Here is a 23218-nt window from a genome sequence, read left to right on the forward strand (position 1 = left end):
AGGTTCACCGGGTCACAGCACTGGACACCCCCTGGATCCTCGTCATGTTTCACGTGAAACAACGTTGCGGGTGAGCGGCCAGGCGAGCAGGCCGACGGAGAGTGCGATGGCGTGGCCGAGGTCCGTGAAGGTGCCGCCGGTGACCAGGGGCATCCCGAAGAAGGCGACCGCTCCGGCCAGGTAGAACCATCTCCAGGGACCGGGGAGCCGGTAGGTGAGGACGCCGATGGAGGCCGCGAGCCCGTAGCTGACACCGATGTCGACGACGTGGGTCATGCTGTGCGGGGCCCGGTGGTCCTGGATGGCCGTCAGGAGGATCTTCTGGCTGACCAGGGTGGCGACGACGTGGGCGGTCGCGACGATCAGGAGCCAGCGCAGGGTGCCGAGCCAGCGTTCGACGGGGGCGTGGAACAGCTCGAAGAGCACGGCGTAGAGGGCGAGAGAGGCCGGGTTCGCGATCCAGAAGGCACTGCTGACGAGTGCCCGGACGGGGTATTTGACGAGCTGGTTGATGTTGCTGCTGTTGCGGTGGAGCAGGACGCTGTCGACCTGGTCGGGTGCGATCGCGACGATGATGCTGGTGACCGCGATGATCAGCAGCCAGATGTGCGTTCCGGGCGAGGAGCGTATCCAGGACCGCAGTGGCCTGGACGGCTCCGGCTCGGTGTGCGCGACCATGCACCGATGATGCCGCGCGAACCTGTGCCCCGCCTGGCCGGTGGGCCGGGCGGGGCACAGGTTCGCGTGTGCTGCGGCGGGACTTACTCCTCGCCCGCCAGGGTGAGGCGGCGGAGCTTCTGGCCCGCGTAGACGGTGGCGCCGACGGTGACCGCGCAGAGCAGGATCACGGCGGCGGGAAGGCCGACGGTGGCGTCGACGTACCCGTTCCCGGCGACCTTCTCTGCGACGGACAGGGCCCACTGCTGGACGCTGAGGGTCTTGGCTCCGGAGACCAGGCTGCCGAAGAGCGACTCCCAGATCAGGGCGTAGACCAGGCCGAAGACGACCGCGTGCCGGCTGACGGTGCCGAGCAGCAGGAACAGCGCGCTGTAGGCGATCGAGGCCACGAGGGCGGCGATCGTGTACGCGACGGCGATCTGCTGGCCGTTGCCGTTGAGGATGAATCCGGCGATCAGGGTGGGAATCGCCGAGAAGACCATCGTGACGGCGATCGCCACGGTCAGCTTGGTCATGATGATCGTCGGACGCTTCACCGGCTTGGCGAGCAGGTAGACGATGGAGCCGTCGTCGATCTCGGGTCCGATGGCTCCGGTGCCGGCGATGACACCGATCAGCGGAACCATGGTGGCGAGGGCGAAGCCCCCGAGGAGGTCGGCCGCCACCTTGTCGTCCACGCCGACGAAGGCACGGACGACGAGGGCGATGACGATCAGCAGGGCGGGCAGCGCGAGGAGGATCAGCGCGCGGCGCCGGCCGAGCAGGGCCCGGTAGGTGAGCCGGGCGACGGTGGGTTCGTACATGGGTGCCAGCTCCTTTCAGGCCGCGACGAGGTAGGAGAAGACCGACTCAAGGGACTCGTCGGAGGGCGAGACCGTCAGCAGCCGGATGCCGTGTTCCCGGGCCACGCGGGGCAGCAGCTCGGTGAAGCGGCCGAAGTCGACGGCCTGGATGCGCAGCGCGCCTTCCTTGAGGTCGACCTCGATGCCGGCGGTGGAGGGGTCGGCGATCAGGGCCGCGGCGAGGGCCCGGTCGTCGGAGGAGCGGATGAGGTAGCGGTGCGGGCGGTCCGTCATCAGTCGGCGGATCTTGCGGAAATCGCCGGAGGCGGCGTGCCGGCCGGCCACGACCACCTCGATGTGCGAGGCGAGCTGCTCGACCTCCTCCAGGATGTGGGAGGAGAACAGGACGGTGCGTCCTTCGTCGCCCATGCGCCGCAGCAGGTCCATGAGCTGCATGCGCTGGCGCGGGTCCATGCCGTTGAACGGCTCGTCGAGGAGCAGTACGGACGGATCGTGGACGAGGGCCGAGGCCATCTTCACGCGCTGGCGCATGCCCTTGGAGTACGTGGAGATCTTGCGGTCCTGGGCGTACTCCATCTCGACGGTGGCGAGCGCCCGGTGGGCGGCCGCGTCGTCGAGGCCGTGGAGTTCGGCGTTGGCGACGACGAACTCCCGGCCCGTGAGGAAGTCGTACATGGCCTCGCGCTCGGGCACGACGCCGATCTGCTTGTAGACCTGCTCGTTCTGCCAGATCGGTGCGCCGTCGAGGGTGACGGTGCCCGTGGAGGGGGCGAGGAAGCCGCCCATCATGTTGATGAGGGTGGACTTCCCGGCGCCGTTGGGACCGAGCAGCCCGGTGACGCCGGGGCCGATGCTCATGGTCACGTCGTTGACGGCGACGACGTTCCCGAACCAGCGGGAGGTGTGGTCGATGTCGATGGTGGTCACAGCCCGGCCTTCCGGTAGCGGGCCATCAGGGCGGCGTAGGAGCCGGCGATGAGGCCGAGGGCGACGAGCAGGTAGACGACGCCGGTGCCGGCCGAGGGGCCCTCACCGCCGGGGAAGGCGGAGGTCGCGCCGAGGAACGCGGTCTGTACGCCGTCGATGAGGGTGATCGGGGAGAACAGGCCCATCCACTCGATGGCTCCGGTGTTCCCGGTGCTGGAGGCGATGCCCTGGATCGCGGTCACCGCGCCGAACGGGATCAGGAGCACCGCGATGATCGCGGCGACGCCGAACCCGCGGCGCGGGGTGAGCGCGGCCATGACCAGGCCGAGGCCCGCGAAGAGCAGCGACAGCAGCAGAACCGACACGAGTCCCTGCCCGAATCCCTTGGTCTGGTCGGCGAAGTCGAACTTCGCGAGGAGCGAGCCGATCCACATGATCAGAAGCGGGGTCGCGGTGAGGATGAACAGGGCCGAGGCCATGGCGGCGTACTTGGCCACGACGTAGTCGACCCGTTCGATGGGCCGCGAGAAATAGAGCGGCACCGTCTTGAAGCGCAGGTCCCGCGAGACCGACTGCGGCGCCTGGGACGCGAGGAAGAGACCGATGATCACCTGCGTGGTCAGGGCGTACGTCGTGTACTTGATCGGCAGGTCGGTGGAGCCGGGCACCGCGATGGCGACCGCGACGATGATCAGTGCGGGTACGCACATCACCGCGAAGAGGATCATCGGGAGGACCTTGGACTTGGCGGAGCGGCCGAGTCCGTAGGTGCCGCGCAGGGACTGCGAGAACAGCGACTTGCGGGCGTAGGCGCGGCCGAGCCGGGGTCCGTCGTAGGACCGGTAGCCGATGTTGTGGATCTGGGTCGAGGTGTCAGGCGCCATCGGAACCGGCTCCCTTCTGCTGGACGGTGGGCGAGGGCTGGTCGTTGTCGCGGAAGACCTCCGCGATGTGGTGACGGCGCTGCTCCATGCGGACCAGGCCGATGCCCAGGTCGGCGACGGTGTCGCGGACGGTGTCGTACGTCTGCTCGCCGGTGGCCTCGACGAGGAGGATGTGACCGGCTCCGGGCAGGCCCTGCTCCTCTCCGACGTGCAGGGTGACGCCGGCCTCGGTGAGCGCCTTGCGCAGGGCGGCGGTGCCGTCCGGGTGGGTGTCGGAGTCGGTGACCTCGACCGCGAGGGTCGTGGTGATCTGGGTGAAGTCGCTGGTGGAGCTGGAGCGCAGCAGCTTGCCGCCGTCGACGACGACCACGTGGTCGCAGGTCCGCTCCAGCTCTCCGAGGAGGTGGGAGGTGACCAGGACGGAGATGCCGAAGTCGGTGTAGATCCGGCGGATCAGGCCGAGCATCTCGTCTCGGCCGACCGGGTCCAGGCCGTTGGTCGGCTCGTCGAGGAGGACCAGCTGGGGGTCGTGGACGAGGGCCTGGGCGAGCTTGACGCGCTGCTTCATGCCGGTGGAGTAGCCGCCGATGGGACGGTAGCGCTCCTCGTACAGTCCGACGTGGCGCAGGGTGTCGGCGGTGCGCTCGCGGGCCGCGGTCGGCGGCAGCCCGGACATGCGCGCCATGTGGACGACGAACTCGGTGGCCGAGACGTCGGGTGGCAGGCAGTCGTGCTCGGGCATGTAGCCGACGCGTTCACGGATGGCGCTGCCATGCGTGTGGACGTCGAGGCCGAGCACGGCGGCGCTGCCCTCGGTGGCGGGGGACAGTCCCAGCAGGATCTTGATCAGCGTGGACTTGCCGGCTCCATTGGCACCAACGAGGCCGGTCACACCAGGCCCGATGTCCAGGGAGAGCCGGTCGAGGGCGGTCACTCGGGGGTACCGCTTGCTCAGGCTTTCGGTCGCGATGACAGTCACGGGTTCGACGTTAGTGGCGCGGCTCCCGTGAAACGTCAGACCTGGAGCTGGATCCCGTCTCAGCCTTCAGGCGTACATGCCCGTACTGGAGGCTGATGTGGACCCGACAACTTTGTCCACAGGTCCGTGCACGACCCTTGACGTGATCTCCGGTCATTGTCACATTCATCAGTGTCAACTTACGTGCGCGTACGGCTACACGGATGGACGGGCTGACATGGCTGGGGACACCAAGCAACGCACCGCGCGACTCTCCGGACGACGCTCCGCCGACCTGAGCGGCTTCAGAGAGGTGCAGCGTCTGTCCTACGAGTGCGCCGAGGCCGTCGCGGCCCAGTTGCGGCCCGGGGTGACCGAGCGCGAGGCCGCGCGGATGCAGCGCGACTGGCTGCGGGAGCGCGGGGTACGGGACTGGTTCCACCTGCCCTTCGCCTGGTTCGGGGACCGCACTGCCTTCGCGAACTTCAGGATCCCGCTGCAGTTCTTCCCGACCAACCGGAAGCTGGAGCCGGGGATGCCGTTCATCCTCGACATGGCACCGGTCTACAAGGGGTACTCGGCGGACATCGGCTATTCGGGCAGCCTCGGGCTCAACCCGGTGCAGGACCGGCTCATGTCCGATCTCCAGGCGCACCGCGTGCTGATCCTGGAGCAGGTGCGCGAGCGCCGCTCCCTGCGCGAGATCTACGAGAACGTCGAACGGCTGATGACCCGGCAGGGGTACGCCAACCGGCACCGGGCCTATCCCTTCGGCGTGATCGCGCACAAGATCGACCGGGTCAAGGAGCGGCGCTGGTCGCCGACCGCCTTCGGCTTCGGCACCCAGTCCCTCAAGGGACTGGCCAGTGATGCCCTGCACGGGCACCGCGAGGGCTGGTCCCCGCTGTGGAGCCCGTACCACTTCTCCGACCATCCGCCGCAGCCCGGCCTGTGGGCGGTGGAACCGCACCTCGGGTTCCGGGGCACCGGCGCGAAGTTCGAGGAGATCCTGGTCGTCACCGACTCCCGGGACCCCGAGGAGAGCGCGTTCTGGCTGGACGACGATCTGCCGCACGTGCGGCGCTGGGCCGAGGAGAAGGCAGCATGAGCGACATGGCGGGAGTGGGAGTGGTGGGTCTGGCGGGTGCGCGCGAGCGCACGGTGAGCACCGGTGGGATCGAGCTGTGCGTCGTCGAGCTCGGTGAGACGGACCGGCCGACCGTGGTGCTGGTGCACGGCTACCCGGACAGCAAGGAGGTCTGGTCGGAGGTCGCCGAGCGGCTCGCGACCCGCTTCCACGTGGTGCTCTACGACGTACGCGGCCACGGGCACTCCACCGCGCCGCAGCCGCTGCGCGGCGGCTTCACCCTGGAGAAGCTGACCGACGACTTCCTGGCGGTGGCGGACGCGGTCAGCCCGGACCGGCCCGTGCACCTGGTCGGCCACGACTGGGGCTCCGTACAGGGCTGGGAGTTCGCCACGGTCGCCCGCACCGAGGGCAGGATCGCCTCCTTCACCTCGATGTCGGGGCCCTCCCTCGACCACTTCGGGCACTGGATCAAGAAGCGGATGACGCGGCCCACCCCGCGGGCGGCGGCGCAGCTCCTCGGCCAGGGCGCCAAGTCCTGGTACGTCTACATGCTGCACACCCCCGTGCTGCCGGAACTCGCCTGGCGCGGGCCGCTCGGCAAGCGGTGGCCCGCGATGCTCCAGCGCATCGAGAAGGTGCCGGCCGGCTCCTATCCGACGGCCTCGCTGCCTTCGGACGCGGCGCACGGAGCCTGGCTCTACCGCGACAACGTGCGGCCGCGGCTGCGCCGGCCGCGCGCCGACGCGTACGCCCACGCGCCGGTGCAGCTGATCACCCCGACCGGGGACGCCTTCCTGTCCGAGCGGCTCTACGACGGTCTGGAGCGGTGGGCCCCGGACCTGCTGCGGCGGACCCTGCCCGCCAAGCACTGGGTGCCCCGGACCCGGCCGGACCAGCTGGCCGCCTGGATCACCGAATTCGTCACCGACCGGGAAGAGCCCGCGACGCGGGCACCGGAGCAGAAGGCCCCGGGCAAGTACGCCGACCGCTTCGCGGGCCAGCTGGTCCTGGTGACCGGCGCGGCCAGCGGCATCGGCCGGGCGACCGCCTTCGCCTTCGCCGAGGCCGGGGCCCGGGTGGTCGCCGTCGACCGCGATGCGGAAGGCGCGGCGCGGACGGCCGACATGGCACGGCTCGTCGGCGCCGCCGAGGCCTGGGCCGAGTGCGTGGACGTCAGCGACGAGCAGGCGATGGAGAAGCTCGCGGCGAAGGTCGCCGCCGAGTACGGAATCGTCGACGTCCTGGTCAACAACGCCGGGATCGGCCTGTCCGGCGCCTTCCTCGACACCACGGCTGAGGACTGGAAGAAGGTCCTGGACGTCAATCTGTGGGGCGTCATCCACGGCTGCCGGATCTTCGGGAAGCAGATGGCTGAGCGCGGCCAGGGCGGGCACATCGTCAACACCGCCTCGGCCGCCGCATACCTGCCGTCCAGGACCCTGCCCGCCTACAGCACCTCGAAGGCCGCGGTGCTGATGCTGTCGGAGTGCCTGCGCGCGGAACTGGCCTCGAAGTCGATCGGCGTCTCCGCGATCTGCCCGGGCATCGTCAACACCAACATCACCGCCACCTCGCGCTTCGCCGGGGTGGACGAGGCCGAGGAAAAGCGCCGCCAGGAGCGCTCCTCGCGGCTGTACGGGCTGCGCAACTTCCCGCCGGAGAAGGTCGCCGACGCGATCCTGCGGGCGGTGGTGCGCAACGAGGCCGTCGTGCCCGTGACTCCGGAGTCCAAGGGCGCCCTGTGGATGTCCCGTTTCGCCCCGCGCACCCTGCGGCGCATCGCGAGGCTGGAGCCAAAGCTGTGAGCGGGGCCGCGGACCGGATCGGCCGGCACCCGATCGGTCCGCGCCGGGTGGCCTTCGAATGGAAGACCACCCCCCTGCACTGGATACCGGACGAGCCCACCGCCACCCACGTCATCAACGTGCTGCACCTGCTGCTGCCCGCCGGGGAGCGGTGGTTCGTCAGGGTCCTCAAGGAGGGCCTGCCCCTGGTCACCGACCCCGAGCTGCGCAGTGACGTCAAGGGGTTCATGGGCCAGGAGGTCACGCACAGCGTGCAGCACTCCTACGTTCTGGACCACCTCGCCGAGCAGCGGCTGCCGACGGAGGCGTACACGCGGCACGTGGACTTCCTCTTCGAGAAACTGCTCGGTGAGACCCCGCCGTACGGGGCGCCGGTCACGGCACGGGAGTGGCTGCGCTTCCGGCTGGCCGTGGTCGCCGCGATCGAGCAGTTCACGGCGGTCCTCGGGGACTGGGTGCTGCGGGCCGACGGGCTCGACCGGGCCGGGGCGGACGAGATCATGCTGGACCTGCTGCGCTGGCACGGGGCGGAGGAGGTGGAGCACCGCTCCGTCGCCTTCGACATGTACCAGCACTGCGGGGGATCCGGTCTGCCCCGCTACGCGCGCCGCGTCGAGGGGATGGTCGTGGTCGCGCCCGTGCTGGCGTGGCTGTGGGTGTGGGGGGCCTCGTACCTCATACGCAACGACCCGGAACTGGGCGGCCGGCTGCGCTACTCGCTCGGCGCGCACAACCGCGCGGTGGCCAAGGGGCTGCTGCCTCCGTGGAGAGAGCTCGGCATGGCCATACCCCGCTACTTCCGGCGGTCGTACCATCCCTCGCAGGAGGGCTCGCTGCGCAGGGCGGTCGAGTACCTTGCGGCTTCACCTGCCGCCCGGGCCGCGGCGGGCGCGGTCGGCCGAGCCGCGATGTCGTAGGGAGCCGGGATTGTCCGATCAGGCGGTAGCCGAGTACCGGATCGAGGATCTGGCGCACCACAGCGGGGCGACGGTGCGCACGATCCGGGCGTACCAGGACCGTGGCCTGCTGCCGAAACCGGAGCGGCGGGGCCGTTCCAACGTCTACCGGGACACGCATCTGGCGCGGCTGCGCCAGATCGCCGACCTGCTGGACCGCGGCTACACCCTGGCCTCCATCAAGGAACTGCTGGAGGCCTGGGACGCGGGGCGCGGTCTGGGCGGCGTACTCGGGCTGGTCGCCGAGGTGCACGGGCCGTGGACCGACGAGGAGGCGGCCCGGATCAGCCGGGAGGAGCTGAACGAGCGGTTCGGCGGCCGTCCGGACGACGACGCCGTGGACGAGGCGTGCGAGCTCGGGGTGCTGGAGCGGATCCCGGGGCGCCCGGACCAGTTCCTGGTGCCCTCCCCGCAGGAGCTGGCGGTGGCCGCCGAGCTGTACGCGGCCGGGGTACCGCTGCCGGCGATCACCGGACACCTGCGGGAACTGCGGGGACAAGTGGAGCACATCGCCTCGCGGTTCCTGGAGTTCACCACCGAGCACGTCTTCGCGCGCTACCTCGGGCAGGTGCCGCCCACGGACGCGGACGCGGCGGAGGCGGCGACGATGGTGCGGCGGCTGCGGCCGCTGGCCCAGCAGACCGTGGACGCGGAGCTGGCGCGGGCGATGCGGCTCTTCGCGACCCGGCACCTCCAGCGGCACCTGGGGTCGGCCGGCGCGCCGGGGCCGACGGGGCCCTCGCCGGTGGCACTGCCGGCCGGAACGGTACGGGCGGTGCAGGAACTGGTGGGTGCCGACCATGTGGCGGAGTTCGTCCGGGCCGCGACGGAGCGGGAGCTCCAGGCCCGGACGATGAACGATCTGGCGCGCCGCGGCGATCGGTGACACCCGGGCGGGTGGTCAGGGCGGAGGGCCGGGCACGCACGGTCGGGTCCGGCCCGGTCCCGGCCCGGTCCCGGTCCGGTCCACAGGTTCCACAGGGCGGATCACGTGTTTGCCGTCAAAACCCACCCAAACGGCTGTGGACAAGTCCCCTTTTCCTGTGGGCAACTGAGCCTCCGTCTCACCCGACGGTCTCGTACGCCGCCTTGGCGGGGCTCGCTCCGTCCACCGGCGCCGGCTTCGCGCCCCGGCCGAACCGGGACCTGGTCCGGGTCCTGCTCCCGGTCCCTGTTCCGGTCCCGTAGAGGAGGGCGGCCAGGGCCAGACCGAGGATCCCGCCGACCAGCTGGGCGCCGACGAATCCGGGCAGCGACTCGGGGGCTATGCCGGTGAAGGAGTCACTGAAGCTGCGCCCGATGGTGCCCGCCGGATTGGCGAAGGAACCGGAGGAGGTGAACCAGATCGCGGCCGCGATGTACGCGGCGACCGCCGCCGGAATGAGCCTGGAGCGTCCGATCCGGCCGAGGCCCTGGATCAGGAGGACGAGGCCGGCGGTGGCGACGACCTCGCCGATGAGCAGGTGACCGCCGTCGCGCACCTGGGTGGCGAAGGTGCCCGGGGTCCGGCCGAACATGACTTCCGCGATGAGGGCGCCGCCGATGGCGCCGGCGCTCTGGGCCACGGTGTAGACGAGCGCCTCGCGGCCGCCCAGGCCCTCGCCGCCGGTCCGTCGGGACCACCAGGAGGTGAGGGTGACCACCGGGTTGAGGTGGGCGCCGGACAGCGGCCCGAAGATCGTGATGATCAGCCCGAGGCCGATGGCCGAGGCGAACGAGTTGGCGATGAGGGCGACACCGGTGTCGCGGCTGAGCTCGGCGGCCTTGAGCCCCGAGCCGATCACGACCACGAGCAGGCCGGCGGTACCGACCAGCTCAGCAGCGGCGCGGCGTGACAGTGAGGGTTGGGCTGTCATGTTTTCTCCCTCTGAACAGAAGTGGCAGCGGAAAATATATTCCGCATCTTGGAAGAGCGATAGGGGGTGTCCACCACCTGTCACCACCGGCCGCCCCCGGAAAATCCGTGCCGCGAGGCCGCCCGACCGGGCACGCTGGAGCCATGGATGAAAGACGCACCGTGAAGGTGTCGAAGTACGTCTCGAAACACCTGCGACACCAGCCGGAACGGATCGGACTGGTGCTCGATCCCCACGGCTGGGTGGAGATCGACGACCTGCTGCGCGCGGCCGCCGCGCACGGCTTCCACTTCAGCCGGGCCGAGCTCGACCACGTCGTCGCCGCCAACGACAAGCAGCGGTTCGCCGTCGACGGCACCCGGATCCGGGCCAGCCAGGGGCACACCGTCGCCGTGGATCTGGGCCTGCCGGAGGCCGAACCGCCCGCGTACCTCTACCACGGCACCGTCGCCGCCGCCCTGGAGCCGATCCGCGTCGAGGGCCTGCGCCCGATGGCCCGCCACCATGTGCACCTGTCCCCCGACCGGGAGACCGCCACCCGGGTCGGCGCGCGCCGCGGCCGACCCGTGGTGCTCAGCGTGGACGCCGGGGCGATGCGAGCGGCCGGACACGTCTTCCGGATCAGCGCCAACGGGGTGTGGCTGGTGGACGCCGTACCGCCGCAGTTCCTGCGCTTCCAGTAGTTCCGGGGCGGCCGTCATGGCCAGGCATCCGGGGCGCCGGAATTCACGCAGAGATTGTCCGACCATCCCCCTAATCTGTGAACCACTCCGGGATCTGTGAGGGGGGGACCTCGCGATCACCGAACCATCCCTGTATGCACGCGAGGTGACGCCCTATGACGTCCACGTCCACATCCCCGTCCACGCCCCCGTCGACGCCCCACAGTTTCCAGGTCGATCTGCGCGGCCTGGTGGACCTCCTCTCCCACCACCTCTACTCCAGCCCGCGCGTCTACGTCCGCGAGCTCCTGCAGAACGCGGTGGACGCGATCACCGCGCGCCACTCCCTCGACCCGGCGGCGGAGGTCCGCATCCGGCTCTCGGCGTCCGGCGGCCGCGTGACCATCGAGGACAGCGGCATCGGCCTGACCGCCGCCGAGGCCCACTCCCTGCTCGCCACCATCGGCCGCAGCTCCAAGCGCGGTGGCGAAGGCACCGATCTCAACGAGCAGGGCCTGGAAGCGACCCGCCAGGAGTTCCTCGGCCAGTTCGGCATCGGCCTGCTCGCGTGCTTCGTCGTGGCCCGTCAGATCCGCGTCGTCACCCGCTCCGCCCGCGACCCCCAGGCCGCGCCCGTCGAATGGCTGGCCACGGACGACGGTTCGTACACCGTCCGCGAACTGCCCCACGAGGCACGGCCGGAGCCCGGCACCACCGTCGTACTGGAGGCCCGCCCGGGCGCCGCGGAATGGGCCGTCGCGGCCAAGGTCGAGGAACTGGCCCGCGACTACGGCTCCCTGCTGCCGTACGACATCACCTTCGACGACGGCGAGGGCGGCGAGCCGCGCCCCGTGACCGACCGGCCCGCCGTATGGGACCGCCCGTTCCCCACCCCGGCCGCCCGTCGCGTCGCGCTCGCCGGGCACTGCGCGCAGCTCTTCGGGTTCACCCCGCTCGACAGCATCGACCTCGACCTGCCGGTCGCCGGCGTACGCGGAGTGGCATACGTCCTGCCCGAACCGACCAGCCCCGCCCACCGGGCCGGACACCGCGTCCACCTCAAGGGCATGCTGCTGACCGACCGGGCCGACAACCTGCTGCCCGACTGGGCGTTCTTCGTCCGCGCCGTCCTCGACACGGACACTCTGCGCCCCACCGCCTCCCGCGAGAACCTGTACGACGACGAGACCCTCGCCGCCGTACGGGAAGCCCTCGGCGCCCGGGTCCGCGGCTGGCTCGCCGAGCTCGCGGCGAGCGATCCGGAGCGCCTGGCCGCCTTCCTGCAGGTCCACCACCTCGGCGTGAAGTCCATGGCCCGGCACGATTCCGAGCTGCTCGGGCTGATGCTGCCGTGGCTGCCGTTCGAGACCAGCGACGGCTCGATGAGCCTCCAGGAGTTCGCGGCCGCCCACACGGACATCCACTTCACCCGCACCGTCGAGGAGTTCCGGCAGATCGCGCCCATCGCCGCGGCCCACGGGCTTGGCGTCATCAACGCCGGATACACCTACGACGCGGACCTGCTGGCCCTGCTGCCCGCCGTACGGCCGGAGCTCAAGGTCACCGAACTCGACGCCGGGGCCGTCACCGAGCGGCTGGACCCGGTGCCGACCGCGGCCGAACTCGCGCTCGCCCCCTTCCTGGCCACTGCGCGCACCCGGCTGGAAGCCCAGGGCTGCGACGTGGTGCTGCGCGCCTTCCAGCCCGTCGCCGTGCCCGCGCTGTACCTCGACGACCGGCAGGCCCGCCAGGAGCGCGACCGCACCGCCGCGCTGGAGAGCGCCGACTCCCTGTGGAGCGGCATCCTCGGCGCGCTGCGCGGCTCCGCGCCGCGCGCCCGGCTGGTCCTCAACCACAACAACCCGCTCATCCGCCGGATCGCCGCGCTGCCCGACGAGGCCCTGACCGGTACCGCCGTCGAATCGCTCTACGGGCAGGCCCTGCTGATGTCCCAGCGGCCGCTGCGCCCCGCCGACTCCACCCTGCTCAACCGGGCCTTCCTCGGACTCCTGGAATGGGCGACCCACTCCACCGATTCCCGCGACGCCCAGGAGGACCAGAAGTGACGACGCTGACGCGCGAGGAGATCGTGCGGGGTCTGGCGGAGAACCGCGAATCGCCGAACGGCGCCGTGCGCAACGCGCACGCCGAGGCCCTGGCCGGCGCGGCGGAGACGAGCGGTGACCGGGCCCTGTTCCGCGAGGCCCTGGACAACCTGATCAACGCCTACCTCTACAGCTCCGAGTCGTCCAGGATGCTGGTCCCCTTCGCCCGGCTGCTCCAGGAGTACGACAAGGACCCGGGCGCCTTCTCGCACTGGGACGCCCATTCGCTGTTCTGGCAGTTCAAGTGGGTGGCCACGGCCATCTCCGACTCTCCCGGGATCCCGCTGGCGTCGGCCACCGGCTGGCTGGACGAGATGGAACGCCGCTACCGGATCGCCGGCTACAGCGAGCGGCCCGTTCGCGAGGCCGAGCTGTGGCTCGCCGACGCGATCGGCGAGGACGAGCGCGCCGAGCGGGCCTTCCGGCGCTGGCTGGCCGCCGAGCGCGACGACATGAGCGACTGCCGGGCCTGCGAACTCAACGGTCAGGGCCAGTACGCCGTCCTGCACGGCGACGACGCCGAGGCCCTGGAGCTGTGGAAGCCGGTCCTCGACGGTGATCTGACCTGCGCCGAGGAGCCCCACCGGCTGCTCGCCACCTCGCTGCTGCCGTTGCTGCGGCTCGGCCGGGCCGACGAAGCGCGCGCTCACCACCTGCGCGGCTACCGCATGGCCCGCGGCAACGAGAGCCTGCTGCCCTCGGTCGGCAAGCACATCGAGTTCTGCGCGCTCACCGGCAACGAATCGCGCGGCCTGGAGATCCTGGCCGAACACGCCGCCCACGTGGCTCCGCTCGCCAACCTCGACGACCGGCTGGCCTTCCACGGCGGCATCCTCGTGTTGCTGCGCCGCCTGCGGGAGCTGGGGCACGGGCGGACCCCGGCCGTGCCCTACGAAGGAAGCCCGCGGTCCGTCGACGAGCTGTACGAGGTGCTGTACGCGGGCTGCCTGGACATCGCCCGGCAGTTCGACGCGCGCAACGGCACGACCCGGGTCTCGGACCGGTTCCTCGCCCAGGTGGGACGGGAACCGCTGCTGGCCGAGCTGCCGCTGGGGGTCCGCAGTGCGGCGCTGCCGCAGACCGCCTCAGCCCCCGTTCCCCTTCCCGCTCCCCCTGGGCCGGCCCTGACGGCCGCCGCCCTCACCGAGCTGGTGGAGCGGGCCCGCCGTGCCCGGGACCTGGGCCATCCGGGCACGGACGCACTGTGGGCGGAGGTGGCGGTACGGCTGGACGCGCTGCCGGAGGCCGATCCGCTGGTCCGCGCCGACCTCGCGGACCAGCAGGCCCTGGCCGCCGCGCGGAGTGGAGCCAAGGAGGCGCCGGAGCTGCTGCGCGCGGTCCGGGACGACTACCGGGCGCTCGGCGTCGCCGAGCGCGCGGTACTCGCGGAGCTGCGGCTGGCCGGTGTGGCAGCGCAGTCCGGAACCGCGCCGGCGGAGGTCCGGGCGCTGCTGCGCGTCGCCCTGCGGTCCGCCGAGGCACTGGACGCCGCGGAGCCGCTGCGAGCCCGGCGCATCGCGCTCGTGGAACTGTCGGCGATCCGGATGGAGTCCTACCTGCGCTCTGTGGAGACGTCCGACGGTGACGACCACCACGACCACCACGGGGAGCTGACCGCCGAGCTGGCCGACTTCGTCGCCGCCCATGAGGGCACCCTGGCGGACCTGGTGTCGGAGGCCGAGGAGATGCTGGGCCGGGTGGCCCTGACCCAGGGCGACCCGGAACGGGCCGTGCCGCTGCTCGCGGCGTCCGCCTCGCGGGCTGCCCTGGCAGGCCGGTCGTGGCAGGCCGTGGACCCGCTGGTGCTGCGGGCCGGGGTGCTGATGACGCTGGAGCGGCCCGAGGAGGCGGAGGCCGCGGCGCGCTCCGCGCTGGAACACGCCGCCGAGGTGACCGACGCCGAGACACAGGGCGTCGTACGGCTGACCCTCGCGGACATCCTGCTGCAGCGGGGTGACGCGGCCGCGGAGAGCGCGGAGCACGCGCTGGCCGCATCCCACTGGTTCGACCAGGCCGGGCTCACGGCCGACGGCGGTGCGCAGGCCCGGCTGCTGCTGGCCCGGGCCTACGCGGGGGACGGCCGGAGCGCCGAGGCGGCGGAGGTTCTGCAGTCCGCGCTGGCGGACCTGCTGGAGCACGGGGACCAGCAGGCGGTTTCCGCACGGGAGTTCCTGGGTGATCTGCTGCGCCGGCTGAACGACCCCCGGCCGGCGGCGGAGCAGTACCTGCTGGCGGCGGAGGTCGCCAAGGGCTGGGAGGATCCGCGTCCGCAGGCGGGCCTCGCGCATTCGGCCGCGGACACCCTGAGCGACGCGGGACTGGCCGTGGAGGCGGCCGCCGCGTACGAGCGGGCCCTGGAACTGCACCGGCTGACCGGCGAGGTCCCGGTCGCCGAGGTGCGGATCCTGCGCTCCCTGGCCTGGCTGGGGCTGCGTGAGGAGATCACCGCCACGGCGGTGTCGGGGGCCCGGAAGCGGATGGAGGAGGCGGCCGAGGTGCTGGAGGCGGCCCTGGCCGCGGATCCCGCGGCTCCTGAGCTGCGGTCCGAACTCGCCCAGACCTGGCACCAGCTGGCGCAGGTGCTCGACCGGCACGTCAACACGAACGAGCAGTCCTACGACGCCGCCGACGAGGACGACGTGGAGCAAGACCTCACCGGTCTTGGCGCGGAGTCGGCGTCCCGGCTGAGCCCTGCGGACGTCGACGGGCTGCGCCTGGAGGAGATCGGGCTTTGGGACCGGGCCGCCCGGGTCTACGCCGAGCTCGGCCCCGACCATCTGCGGGACCGGTTCCAGTGCCTGAACAACGCCGCCTGGACCGAGCAGGAGCGGGGCGACGCGGGCGCGGGGGCCGCGCGGGTCACCGCGCTGATCGACGAGGCCCGGGCGCTGCCCGCGGACGACGTGCCGGACTGGCTCCTGCCGTCCGCGGAGCGCCTGCTCGCGCAGCTGACCGACACGGAGTAGCCGTCGCCGTCCCGGTCGTAGCCGTCGCCGTCCCGGTCGTCGTCGCCGTTCGTGCGAGCGGCGGCGACGACCGGTGGGTCAGCTGTCGAGCTGGGCCAGGGCCTCGGTGGCGATCTTCTCGAACACGGCCTCGTCGGCGGCGAACTCGGAGTCCGGGATCGGGGCGTGGATCACCAGCTCGGTGAACCCCAGATCGCGGTGCCGGCCGGCGAAGTCGACGAACGCGTCCACGGACTGCAGCACGGTGTTGGCCTCCGGCGTGAAGCCGGTCAGGAGGATCTTCTCCACGGGCTCCAGGTCCCGCCCGATCTCCAGGAAGGCCGCGCCGAGCCGTGCGAGCTGCCCGCGCAGGGCCTCCCGCGACTGCTCGGGCGTGCCCTCCTCGAACAGCTTCGGGTCGCCCGTGGTCACCCAGGCCTGGCCGTGCCGGGCGGCGAGCCGCATGCCGCGCGGTCCGTTCGCGGCAACCGCGAACGGCAGCCGGGGCCACTGGACACAGCCGGGGATGTTGCGGGCCTCCTCGGCGGAGTAGAAGGTCCCCTCGTGGCTCACCGAGCCCTCGGTCAGCAACCGGTCCAGCAGCGGCACGAACTCGGCGAGGCGGTCGGCGCGCTCACGCGGGGACCAGGCCTCCTGACCCAGCGCGGTCGCGTCGAAGCCGTTGCCGCCCGCACCGATGCCAAGGGTGATGCGCCCGCCGGAGATGTCGTCCAGGCTCATGAGGTCCTTGGCGAGGGTCACCGGGTGACGGAAGTTCGGCGAGGTGACGAGCGTGCCCAGGCGCAGCCGCTCGGTGGCGGTGGCCGCCGCGGTCAGGGTGGGCACCGCGCCGAACCACGGGCCGTCGCGGAACGTCCGCCAGGACAGGTGGTCGTAGGTGTAGGCGGTGTGGAACCCGAGCTGCTCGGCCCGGAGCCACTGATCGCGTCCTCCCTCGTGCCATCGACGTACCGGAAGGATCACCGTGCTCAGACGCAGACTCATGCTTCGAGCCTACGGCGAGCCGATGTTTCACGTGAAACGCCGCCGTTTCACGTGAAACATCGCCCGAGGTGACAGCCTCCCGCCCGTGGTCAGGACCTCCTCGGCCATGGGCGAAGATGGAGCCGTGACCTCGGCTCCCCAGTGCCCGGACGGGCCAACCCCCACGCCCCGGCTGATCGCCACCGACCTCGACGGCACCCTGCTGCGCGACGACAAGTCCGTCTCGCCGCGCACGGTCGCCGCGCTCGCCGCCGCCGAGGAGGCCGGGATCGAGGTCTTCTTCGTCACCGGCCGCCCGGCCCGCTGGATGGATGTGGTCAGCGACCACGTGCACGGCCACGGCCTGGCGATCTGCGCCAATGGCGCGGCGGTGGTCGACCTGCATGCCGGACGAGAGTTCGTGCAGGTCCGAGCCCTTCCACGGGTGGCCGCGCTCACTGTCGTCGATGCCCTGCGGGCTGCGGCACCCGGCACGTCCTTCGCGGTCGAGCTGACCACCGGCATCAATTACGAGCCGACGTACCCTCCCTTCTTCAAGGACCCGGGTGCCCGGGTCGCCACCGCCGAGAAGCTGCTGCACGAGGAAACGGACGAGAGCTCCGCGCCCGTGCTCAAGCTGCTGGCGCACCACGGCGAACTGGCCCCGGACGAGTTCCTGGCGCTGGCGCGGTCCGCCGCCGGCGAGTACGCGTCGATCACCCGGTCCAGTCCCACCGCGTTGCTGGAGGTCAGCGGGCCGGGCGTGTCCAAGGCGAGCACCCTGGCACTGTGCTGCGCCGAGCGGGGCATTTCCCCCGCCGAGGTCGTTGCCTTCGGGGACATGCCGAACGACGTGGAGATGCTCAGCTGGGCGGGCACCTCGTACGCCATGGGCAACGCCCACCCCGATGTGATCGAGGCCGCGTCCGGCCGTACGGTCGCCAACAACGAGGACGGGGTCGCCCTCGTCATCGAGCGCATCCTTGCCGAACGGACCGCACAGCAGCAGGCCTAGGGCGAGTCGAGCGGGGCCTCCCACACCACGGTGGTCCCGCCGCCGTCCTCGCCGATGCCCGGACCGTACGAGCTCGCGCCGCCCAGTGACTCGGCCCGTCGGCGCAGGTTCCGCAGCCCGCTGCGGCGGCCGCCCTCCGGGATGCCCACCCCGTCGTCGGCGACCTCCAGCCGGACCCCGGGCCGGCCGTCGGCAAGCGTGATGGTGGAGTCGATGACCACGTCGATCCGGGTCGCCTCGGCATGACGGAAGGCGTTCGACAGGGCCTCACGCAGCGCGGCGATCAGGTTCTTGCCCACCAGCTCACCGACGACCGTGTCGACCGGGCCGAGGACACGGTGCGCGGGCTTGAAGCCCAGGGGCACCGCGGCCATGTTGATCTCCCGCAGCACCCGGGTACGCAACCCGGAGGGAGCCTCCGCCGGCCCTTGTTGGAGGGCGAAGATCGCGGTGCGGATCTCCTGGATCGTCACGTCCAGTTCGTCCACGGCCTTGCCCACGCCGTCGCGCACCTCGGGGACGACGGTCCGGCGCTGGGCGCCCTCCAGCATCAGCCCGGTGGCGAAGAGCCGCTGGATGACCAGGTCGTGCAGGTCGCGGGCGATCCGGTCACGGTCCTCGAACACCGCCAGCCGCTCGCGGTCGCGCTGTGCCTCGGCCATCATCAGGGCGAGCGCCGCCTGTGAGGCGAACTGGGTGGCCAGGGTCCGCTCGGCCTCGGTGAAGGGACGCCCGTCGCGGCCCCGGGGGGTCACCAGCGCGCCCAGCACCCGCCCGCCGCTCTGCAGCGGAAGCAGCATGCACGGGCCGTACCTGCTGGTGAGCCGGCTGGTCATGCGGGGGTCGGCCGCGGCGTCGTCCACGAAGACCGGCTCACCCGCCAGCAGCCTGTCCACCACCGGGCTCTCGGCCGGGATCACCACACCGAGCGAGGTGGCCGGGTTCTCGGAGGAGACCGCGACGATCTCCATCCCGCCCTCCTCGGCCGGCAGCATGACGATCCCGGCGGCGGAGTCGGCCAGCCGGCGCGCCTGTTCGGCGACCACCGCGAGCGCGTCGTCCGCGTCCCCGCCGGACAGGAGAGCGGTGGTGACGGCCACCGAGCCGTCGATCCAGCGCTCGCGCTGGGTGGCGGCCTCGTAGAGCCGGGCGTTGCCGATGGCGATGCCCGCCTCGGTGGCCAGGACCCGGACCATGTGGAGGTCGTAGTCGCTGAACTCGCCGCCGCCGTTCTTCTCGGCGAGGTAGAGATTGCCGAAGATCTCCCCCTGCACCCGGATCGGTACTCCGAGGAAGCTCTTCATGGGCGGGTGGTGCGGCGGGAACCCCGCCGAGCGCGGGTCCTTCGTCAGATCGGCGAGCCGCACCGTGTCGGAGTGCGAGATCAGCGCTCCGAGCAAGCCCCGTTTCCCGTCGGGGCGGTGTCCGATCTTCCGGGCCTGTGCGGAGCCGATCCCGTGGGTGACGAAGTCCGAGAGCCCGCGGCCCTCCGTGTCGACGACGCCGATCGCCGCGTAGCGGGCGTCCGCGAGCTCGGCCGCGGTCTCGCAGATGCGGTCCAGCGTGGAGTGCAGTTCGAGCCCGGTCCCGACCGACCTCATGGCCTCCAGCAGTTGCGGTACGCGGGCCGTGAGCTCGGTGGACAGGCCGTGCAGACTCCTGGTGGCCTGGGTGGTGGCCACCAGCGGGTCCGAAGCTCCCGCAGTTCCCGACGCTCCCGGCGCTCCCGGCGCTCCCGGCAACGGATTCGGCAAGGGGTCCGGTGAGGGGTCCGGCGATTCCTGCGACTGCTGCGCTGACATGACCCTGAGCGTAGTTAGTCCCTATTGGCGGGGAAAGTTGGCCAAAGTCCCGTCCGTTGCCCTTTCGTGCTCCAGCAGCCGCCGCAGCGGTCCTTCGACGGCGGCCAGCTCCGTGTACGGGCCCCGCTGCACGACCTCTCCGCGGTCCAGCACGAGCACCTCGTCGACCGCCTCCAGACCGGCCAGCCGGTGTGTGATCAGCACGGTGGTCCGGCCCTCGGTCACGGCCAGCAGATCCGCCGTCAGGGCGTCCGCCGTGGCCAGGTCCAGATGCTCGGCCGGCTCGTCCAGGACCAGTACGGGGAAGTCCGCGAGCAGCGCCCGGGCCAGGGCCAGCCGCTGGCGCTGACCACCAGAGATCCGCTCGCCGTGCTCGCCGACCAGCGTGTCCAGTCCGTCCGGAAGGCCATCGGCCCACTCCAGCAGCCGGGCCGCGGCCAGCGCTTGCCGCAGTTGCTCCTCGCTCGCCCCGGTCCGGGCCAGACGCAGGTTCTCCCGGACCGAGCTGTCGAAGATGTGCGCGTCCTGGGCACACAGGCCCACGAGCGCCCGTACGTCGTCGCCGTCGAGCGTGCGCGCGTCGCTCCCGCCCAGGCTGTACGCGCCTTCGGCCGGGTCCAGGAACCGGAGGAGGACCTGGGCCAGGGTGGTCTTGCCGGACCCCGAGGGGCCGACGACCGCGATACGGCGGCCGGCCTCCAGGGTCAGGTCCACGTCCCTCAGCGCGGCACGCTCCTGGCCGGGGTGGCGGGCGGTGAGCCCCGTCAGCCGCAGCGGGAACGGCGAAGCGGGGGCCGCGGCGGGCTGCTCCGGCTCGGCGACCGGGACCGGCGCGTCGATGACCTCGTAGACCCGCTCGGCGCTACGGCGCACCCGCTGGCGGTACTGGACGGCGAGCGGAAGTCCGTTCACGGCCTCGAAGGCGGCCAGCGGCGTCAGGACCGCGACGGCCATGGCCACCCCGGACAGCCGTCCGTCGTGGACGGCGTTGGCCGCAACGGCCGCGGCGGCCACGACGGTGAGTCCGCAGACCAGGGCCGACAGGCCGCCGCCCAGGCCGGCCGCGGCCGAGCCCCGTGCGGCGATGCCCGTCAGCAGGCCGTCGCTCTCGCGCGCCCGGGCCTTGCGGTCCTCCAGCGCACCGGCCACGGTCAGCTCCGCGGTCCCGGTGAGCAGATCGGCCACCCGGGTGGCGAGTTCGCCCCGGGCGGGCGCGAGCCTGCGCTCCGCACGGCGGGCGCAGGCACCGCTGACCAGCGGTACCACGACACCGGCGGCGAGCAGTCCGACGGCGAGTACGGCTCCGGCCCCGGGCAGCAGCCATGCGGTGAAGGCGACCGAGCCCGTTCCGACGAGCACGGCCGTACCGACAGGCAGCAGCCAGCGCAGCCAGTAGTCCTGCAGTGCGTCGGCGTCGGCCACCAGCCGGGCCAGCAGGTCCCCACGCCGGTGTTCGCGCAGCCCGGCGGGCGCGATGCGCTCCAGTCGGCGGTAGACGGAGACCCGCAGGTCGGCGAGCATCCGCAGCACGGCGTCGTGCGAGACGAGCCGCTCGGCGTAGCGGAAGACGGCGCGGCCCATTCCGAAGGCCCGGGTGGCCGTGACGGCCACCATCAGGTAGAGCACGGGCGGCTGTTCCGAGGCCCGCGAGATCAGCCAGCCCGACACCGCCATCAGGCCGACGCTGCAGCCGACGGCCAGCGCCCCGAGCAACAGCCCGAGCCTGAACCGTCCCTGCCACGCCCTGGCGACCGCCCGCACCCGGCGCAGCGGATCCCGGGCCACGCCCGAACCAGCCACGCCCGAACGGGCCGGGCCCGAACCGGCCGGGCCCGAACCGGCCGGGCCCGAACCGGCCGGGCCCGAGCCTCCGCCGGTTCCCGCCCGCTCGCGGGCCGCACCGAGGATCCACTCCCCGGAATCCGGGACGTGTTCGCCGCGGTCACCGGCCGTGCCGGAGGACAGCAGCCCGGCGCCGACCGGGGAGGCGGCGCGGCGGGGGAGCGTCCCATCGGCGAGAACCCCCTCGGGGCCGTCACCCGCCGCCATGGCCACCACCCGGTCGGCGACGGCGAGCAGTGCCGGCCGGTGCACGACCAGCAGCACGGTCCGCCCCGCGGAGAGCCGCCGGACCGCGTCCACGATCCCCGCCTCGGTCTCGCCGTCCAGCGCCGCCGTGGGCTCGTCCAGCAGCAGCACGGGCCGGTCCGCCAGGAACGCGCGCGCCAGAGCCAGACGCTGCCGCTGACCGGCGGACAGTCCCACACCGCCCTCGCCCAGCAGGGTCTCCACCCCGCGCGGCAGCGCGGTCACGAACTCCCAGGCCCCGGCGTCCTTCAGCGCCTGGGCCACATCGGCGTCGGAGGCCCCCGCGCGGGCCAGCCGCACGTTCTCGGCGATCGTTCCTGCGAACAGGTGCGGCCGCTGCGGCACCCAGGCGATCTGCTGCCGCCACTGCGCCGGCGACAGGTCGGCCAGGTCCACGCCCGCGACCCGGACCCGCCCGGCGGTCGGCGTCACGAATCCCAGCAGCACCTGGAGCAGCGTGGACTTGCCGGCTCCGCTCGGACCGGTGAGGGCCACGCACTCCCCCGGCCCGACCGTGAGCGAGACCGGCCGGGGCGAGTCCTCGCCGCGGCCCTCGTAGCGGACGGCGATCCCCTCGATCTCGATCCGCAGGGGAGCACAGCCCGGCAGCCCGGCCTTCCCGGCCGTACCGGTGGTGGGGGTCTCCAGGACCTCGAAGATCTCCTCGGCGGCCGCCAGCCCTTCGGCGGCCGCGTGGTACTGGGCCCCCACCTGCCGCAGCGGCAGGTACGCCTCGGGCGCCAGGATCAGGATGACCAGCCCGGTGTAGAGGTCCAGTTCGCCGTGGACCAGCCGCATGCCGATGGTCACGGCCACCAGGGCCACCGACAGGGTCGCCAGCAGTTCCAGTGCGAGGGAGGAGAGGAAGGCGATGCGCAGGGTCCGCATCGTCGCGCGCCGGTAGTCATCGGTGATCTTGCGGATCGACTCGGCCTGCGCCTTGGCCCGGCCGAAGACCTTCAGGGTGGGAAGCCCGGCCACCACGTCGAGGAAGTGTCCGGAGAGCCGGGACAGCAGCCGCCACTGGCGGTCCATCCGGGACTGGGTGGCCATGCCGATGAGGATCATGAACACGGGGATCAGGGGCAGCGTCACCACGATGATGGCCGCCGACACCCAGTCTTCGGTGACGATGCGGGCCAGCACGGCCGCCGGCACGACCACCGCGAGCCCCAGCTGGGGCAGGTAGCGGGAGAAGTAGTCGTCGAGCGCGTCCACGCCCCGGGTGGCCAGTGAGACCAGCGATCCGGTCCGCTGCCCGGCCAGCCAGGCGGGCCCGAGCTCCGCGGCCCGGTCCAGCAGCCTGCCCCGCAGCTCCGACTTGACCGCCGCACCCGCACGGTGCGCGGCCAGCTCCGTGAGCCAGGCGGTCAGCCCGCGTCCGAGCGCCACCGCCGCGAGCAGCAGCAGTGGCGTCCGGAGCGCCTGGCCGTCGAGCCCCCGCTCGAATGCTCCGACCACGATCTCGGCGATCAGCATCGCCTGACCGACGACCAGCCCCGCCCCGGCAAGGCCCAGAGCCACCACCGCCCCCAGGAAGAGGCGGGTGGATCGGGCGTACCGGAGCAGGCGCGGGTCGATCGGTTTCACGTGAAACATCCCCTCGGGGAGGTCGTCAGCCGGACGGGCGGGTCATACGTCGCGGGGACTCGGTGCAGGG

General features: G+C 72.1%; 17 protein-coding genes. 8 read left to right on the forward strand and 9 right to left on the reverse strand.

The window, feature by feature from the left end:
- Nucleotides 1-42: 42 nt before the first annotated feature.
- The 5 genes from ACFY0D_RS21455 to ACFY0D_RS21475 form a co-directional block, all read right to left on the reverse strand.
- Complete coding sequence (locus ACFY0D_RS21455; RefSeq protein WP_390799709.1) at nucleotides 43-678, reverse strand: rhomboid-like protein; 636 nt, start codon at nucleotides 676-678, stop codon at nucleotides 43-45.
- Nucleotides 679-761: 83 nt separating this feature from the next.
- Complete coding sequence (locus ACFY0D_RS21460; RefSeq protein WP_390799710.1) at nucleotides 762-1481, reverse strand: ABC transporter permease subunit; 720 nt, start codon at nucleotides 1479-1481, stop codon at nucleotides 762-764.
- A gap of 15 nt (nucleotides 1482-1496) precedes the next feature.
- Nucleotides 1497-2408 carry an ABC transporter ATP-binding protein gene (locus ACFY0D_RS21465; RefSeq protein ID WP_390799711.1) on the reverse strand — a complete coding sequence of 304 codons (912 nt, stop codon included), beginning with the start codon at nucleotides 2406-2408 and terminating at the stop codon, nucleotides 1497-1499.
- Nucleotides 2405-3292 (reverse strand): ABC transporter permease, encoded by an 888-nt coding sequence (locus ACFY0D_RS21470; RefSeq protein ID WP_390799712.1) that lies wholly within the window; start codon nucleotides 3290-3292, stop codon nucleotides 2405-2407. The genes ACFY0D_RS21465 and ACFY0D_RS21470 overlap by 4 nt, the downstream gene beginning before the upstream one ends.
- Nucleotides 3282-4271 (reverse strand): ABC transporter ATP-binding protein, encoded by a 990-nt coding sequence (locus ACFY0D_RS21475; protein WP_351150528.1) that lies wholly within the window; start codon nucleotides 4269-4271, stop codon nucleotides 3282-3284. The genes ACFY0D_RS21470 and ACFY0D_RS21475 overlap by 11 nt, the downstream gene beginning before the upstream one ends.
- 217 nt (nucleotides 4272-4488) lie before the next feature.
- On the opposite strand from ACFY0D_RS21475, the gene ACFY0D_RS21480 reads away from it, so the two are divergent.
- Genes ACFY0D_RS21480 through ACFY0D_RS21495 form a run of 4 tightly spaced genes read left to right on the forward strand, consistent with a single transcriptional unit; the run spans nucleotide 4489 to nucleotide 8987 of the window.
- Nucleotides 4489-5358 (forward strand): M24 family metallopeptidase, encoded by an 870-nt coding sequence (locus ACFY0D_RS21480; protein WP_390799713.1) that lies wholly within the window; start codon nucleotides 4489-4491, stop codon nucleotides 5356-5358.
- 5 nt (nucleotides 5359-5363) lie between these two features.
- On the forward strand, nucleotides 5364-7145 hold the full coding sequence (locus ACFY0D_RS21485) for an SDR family oxidoreductase (RefSeq protein WP_390799768.1): 1782 nt from the start codon (nucleotides 5364-5366) through the stop codon (nucleotides 7143-7145).
- Nucleotides 7142-8062 carry a metal-dependent hydrolase gene (locus ACFY0D_RS21490; RefSeq protein ID WP_390799714.1) on the forward strand — a complete coding sequence of 307 codons (921 nt, stop codon included), beginning with the start codon at nucleotides 7142-7144 and terminating at the stop codon, nucleotides 8060-8062. The genes ACFY0D_RS21485 and ACFY0D_RS21490 overlap by 4 nt, the downstream gene beginning before the upstream one ends.
- 10 nt (nucleotides 8063-8072) lie before the next feature.
- Entirely contained in the window at nucleotides 8073-8987 is a 915-nt protein-coding gene (locus tag ACFY0D_RS21495; protein ID WP_390799715.1) for a MerR family transcriptional regulator, read from the forward strand.
- A gap of 178 nt (nucleotides 8988-9165) precedes the next feature.
- On the opposite strand, the gene ACFY0D_RS21500 is transcribed toward ACFY0D_RS21495, so the two are convergent.
- The gene (locus ACFY0D_RS21500) at nucleotides 9166-9957 is read right to left on the reverse strand and encodes an aquaporin (protein WP_390799716.1); all 792 of its coding nucleotides are present in this window, start codon (nucleotides 9955-9957) and stop codon (nucleotides 9166-9168) included.
- 143 nt (nucleotides 9958-10100) lie between these two features.
- Between ACFY0D_RS21500 and ACFY0D_RS21505 the strand changes: the two genes are divergently transcribed.
- The 3 genes from ACFY0D_RS21505 to ACFY0D_RS21515 all read left to right on the forward strand — a co-directional run bounded on the left by ACFY0D_RS21505 (nucleotide 10101) and on the right by ACFY0D_RS21515 (nucleotide 15690).
- Complete coding sequence (locus ACFY0D_RS21505) at nucleotides 10101-10640, forward strand: RNA 2'-phosphotransferase (protein WP_390799717.1); 540 nt, start codon at nucleotides 10101-10103, stop codon at nucleotides 10638-10640.
- 155 nt (nucleotides 10641-10795) lie between these two features.
- Complete coding sequence (locus ACFY0D_RS21510) at nucleotides 10796-12685, forward strand: HSP90 family protein (protein WP_390799718.1); 1890 nt, start codon at nucleotides 10796-10798, stop codon at nucleotides 12683-12685.
- Nucleotides 12682-15690, forward strand: a complete 3009-nt coding sequence (locus ACFY0D_RS21515) for a tetratricopeptide repeat protein (protein WP_390799719.1) — start codon at nucleotides 12682-12684, stop codon at nucleotides 15688-15690. The genes ACFY0D_RS21510 and ACFY0D_RS21515 overlap by 4 nt, the downstream gene beginning before the upstream one ends.
- A gap of 78 nt (nucleotides 15691-15768) precedes the next feature.
- Here the strand turns inward: ACFY0D_RS21515 and ACFY0D_RS21520 are convergent, their stop codons facing one another.
- Nucleotides 15769-16674: an LLM class flavin-dependent oxidoreductase gene (locus ACFY0D_RS21520; protein ID WP_390799720.1), complete on the reverse strand. Its 906-nt coding sequence runs from the start codon at nucleotides 16672-16674 to the stop codon at nucleotides 15769-15771.
- Nucleotides 16675-16780: 106 nt separating this feature from the next.
- Between ACFY0D_RS21520 and ACFY0D_RS21525 the strand changes: the two genes are divergently transcribed.
- Nucleotides 16781-17668 (forward strand): Cof-type HAD-IIB family hydrolase, encoded by an 888-nt coding sequence (locus tag ACFY0D_RS21525; protein ID WP_390799721.1) that lies wholly within the window; start codon nucleotides 16781-16783, stop codon nucleotides 17666-17668.
- Here the strand turns inward: ACFY0D_RS21525 and ACFY0D_RS21530 are convergent.
- Both ACFY0D_RS21530 and cydD read right to left on the reverse strand, forming a co-directional pair.
- On the reverse strand, nucleotides 17665-19470 hold the full coding sequence (locus ACFY0D_RS21530) for a GAF domain-containing sensor histidine kinase (protein ID WP_390799722.1): 1806 nt from the start codon (nucleotides 19468-19470) through the stop codon (nucleotides 17665-17667). The genes ACFY0D_RS21525 and ACFY0D_RS21530 overlap by 4 nt on opposite strands.
- 21 nt (nucleotides 19471-19491) lie before the next feature.
- Entirely contained in the window at nucleotides 19492-23148 is a 3657-nt protein-coding gene (gene cydD, locus ACFY0D_RS21535; RefSeq protein ID WP_390799723.1) for a thiol reductant ABC exporter subunit CydD, read from the reverse strand.
- Between the last annotated feature and the right edge of the window lie 70 nt (nucleotides 23149-23218).

The organism is Streptomyces sp. NPDC001502 (assembly GCF_042894785.1).
Taxonomy (GTDB): Bacteria; Actinomycetota; Actinomycetes; order Streptomycetales; family Streptomycetaceae; genus Streptomyces; species Streptomyces kutzneri.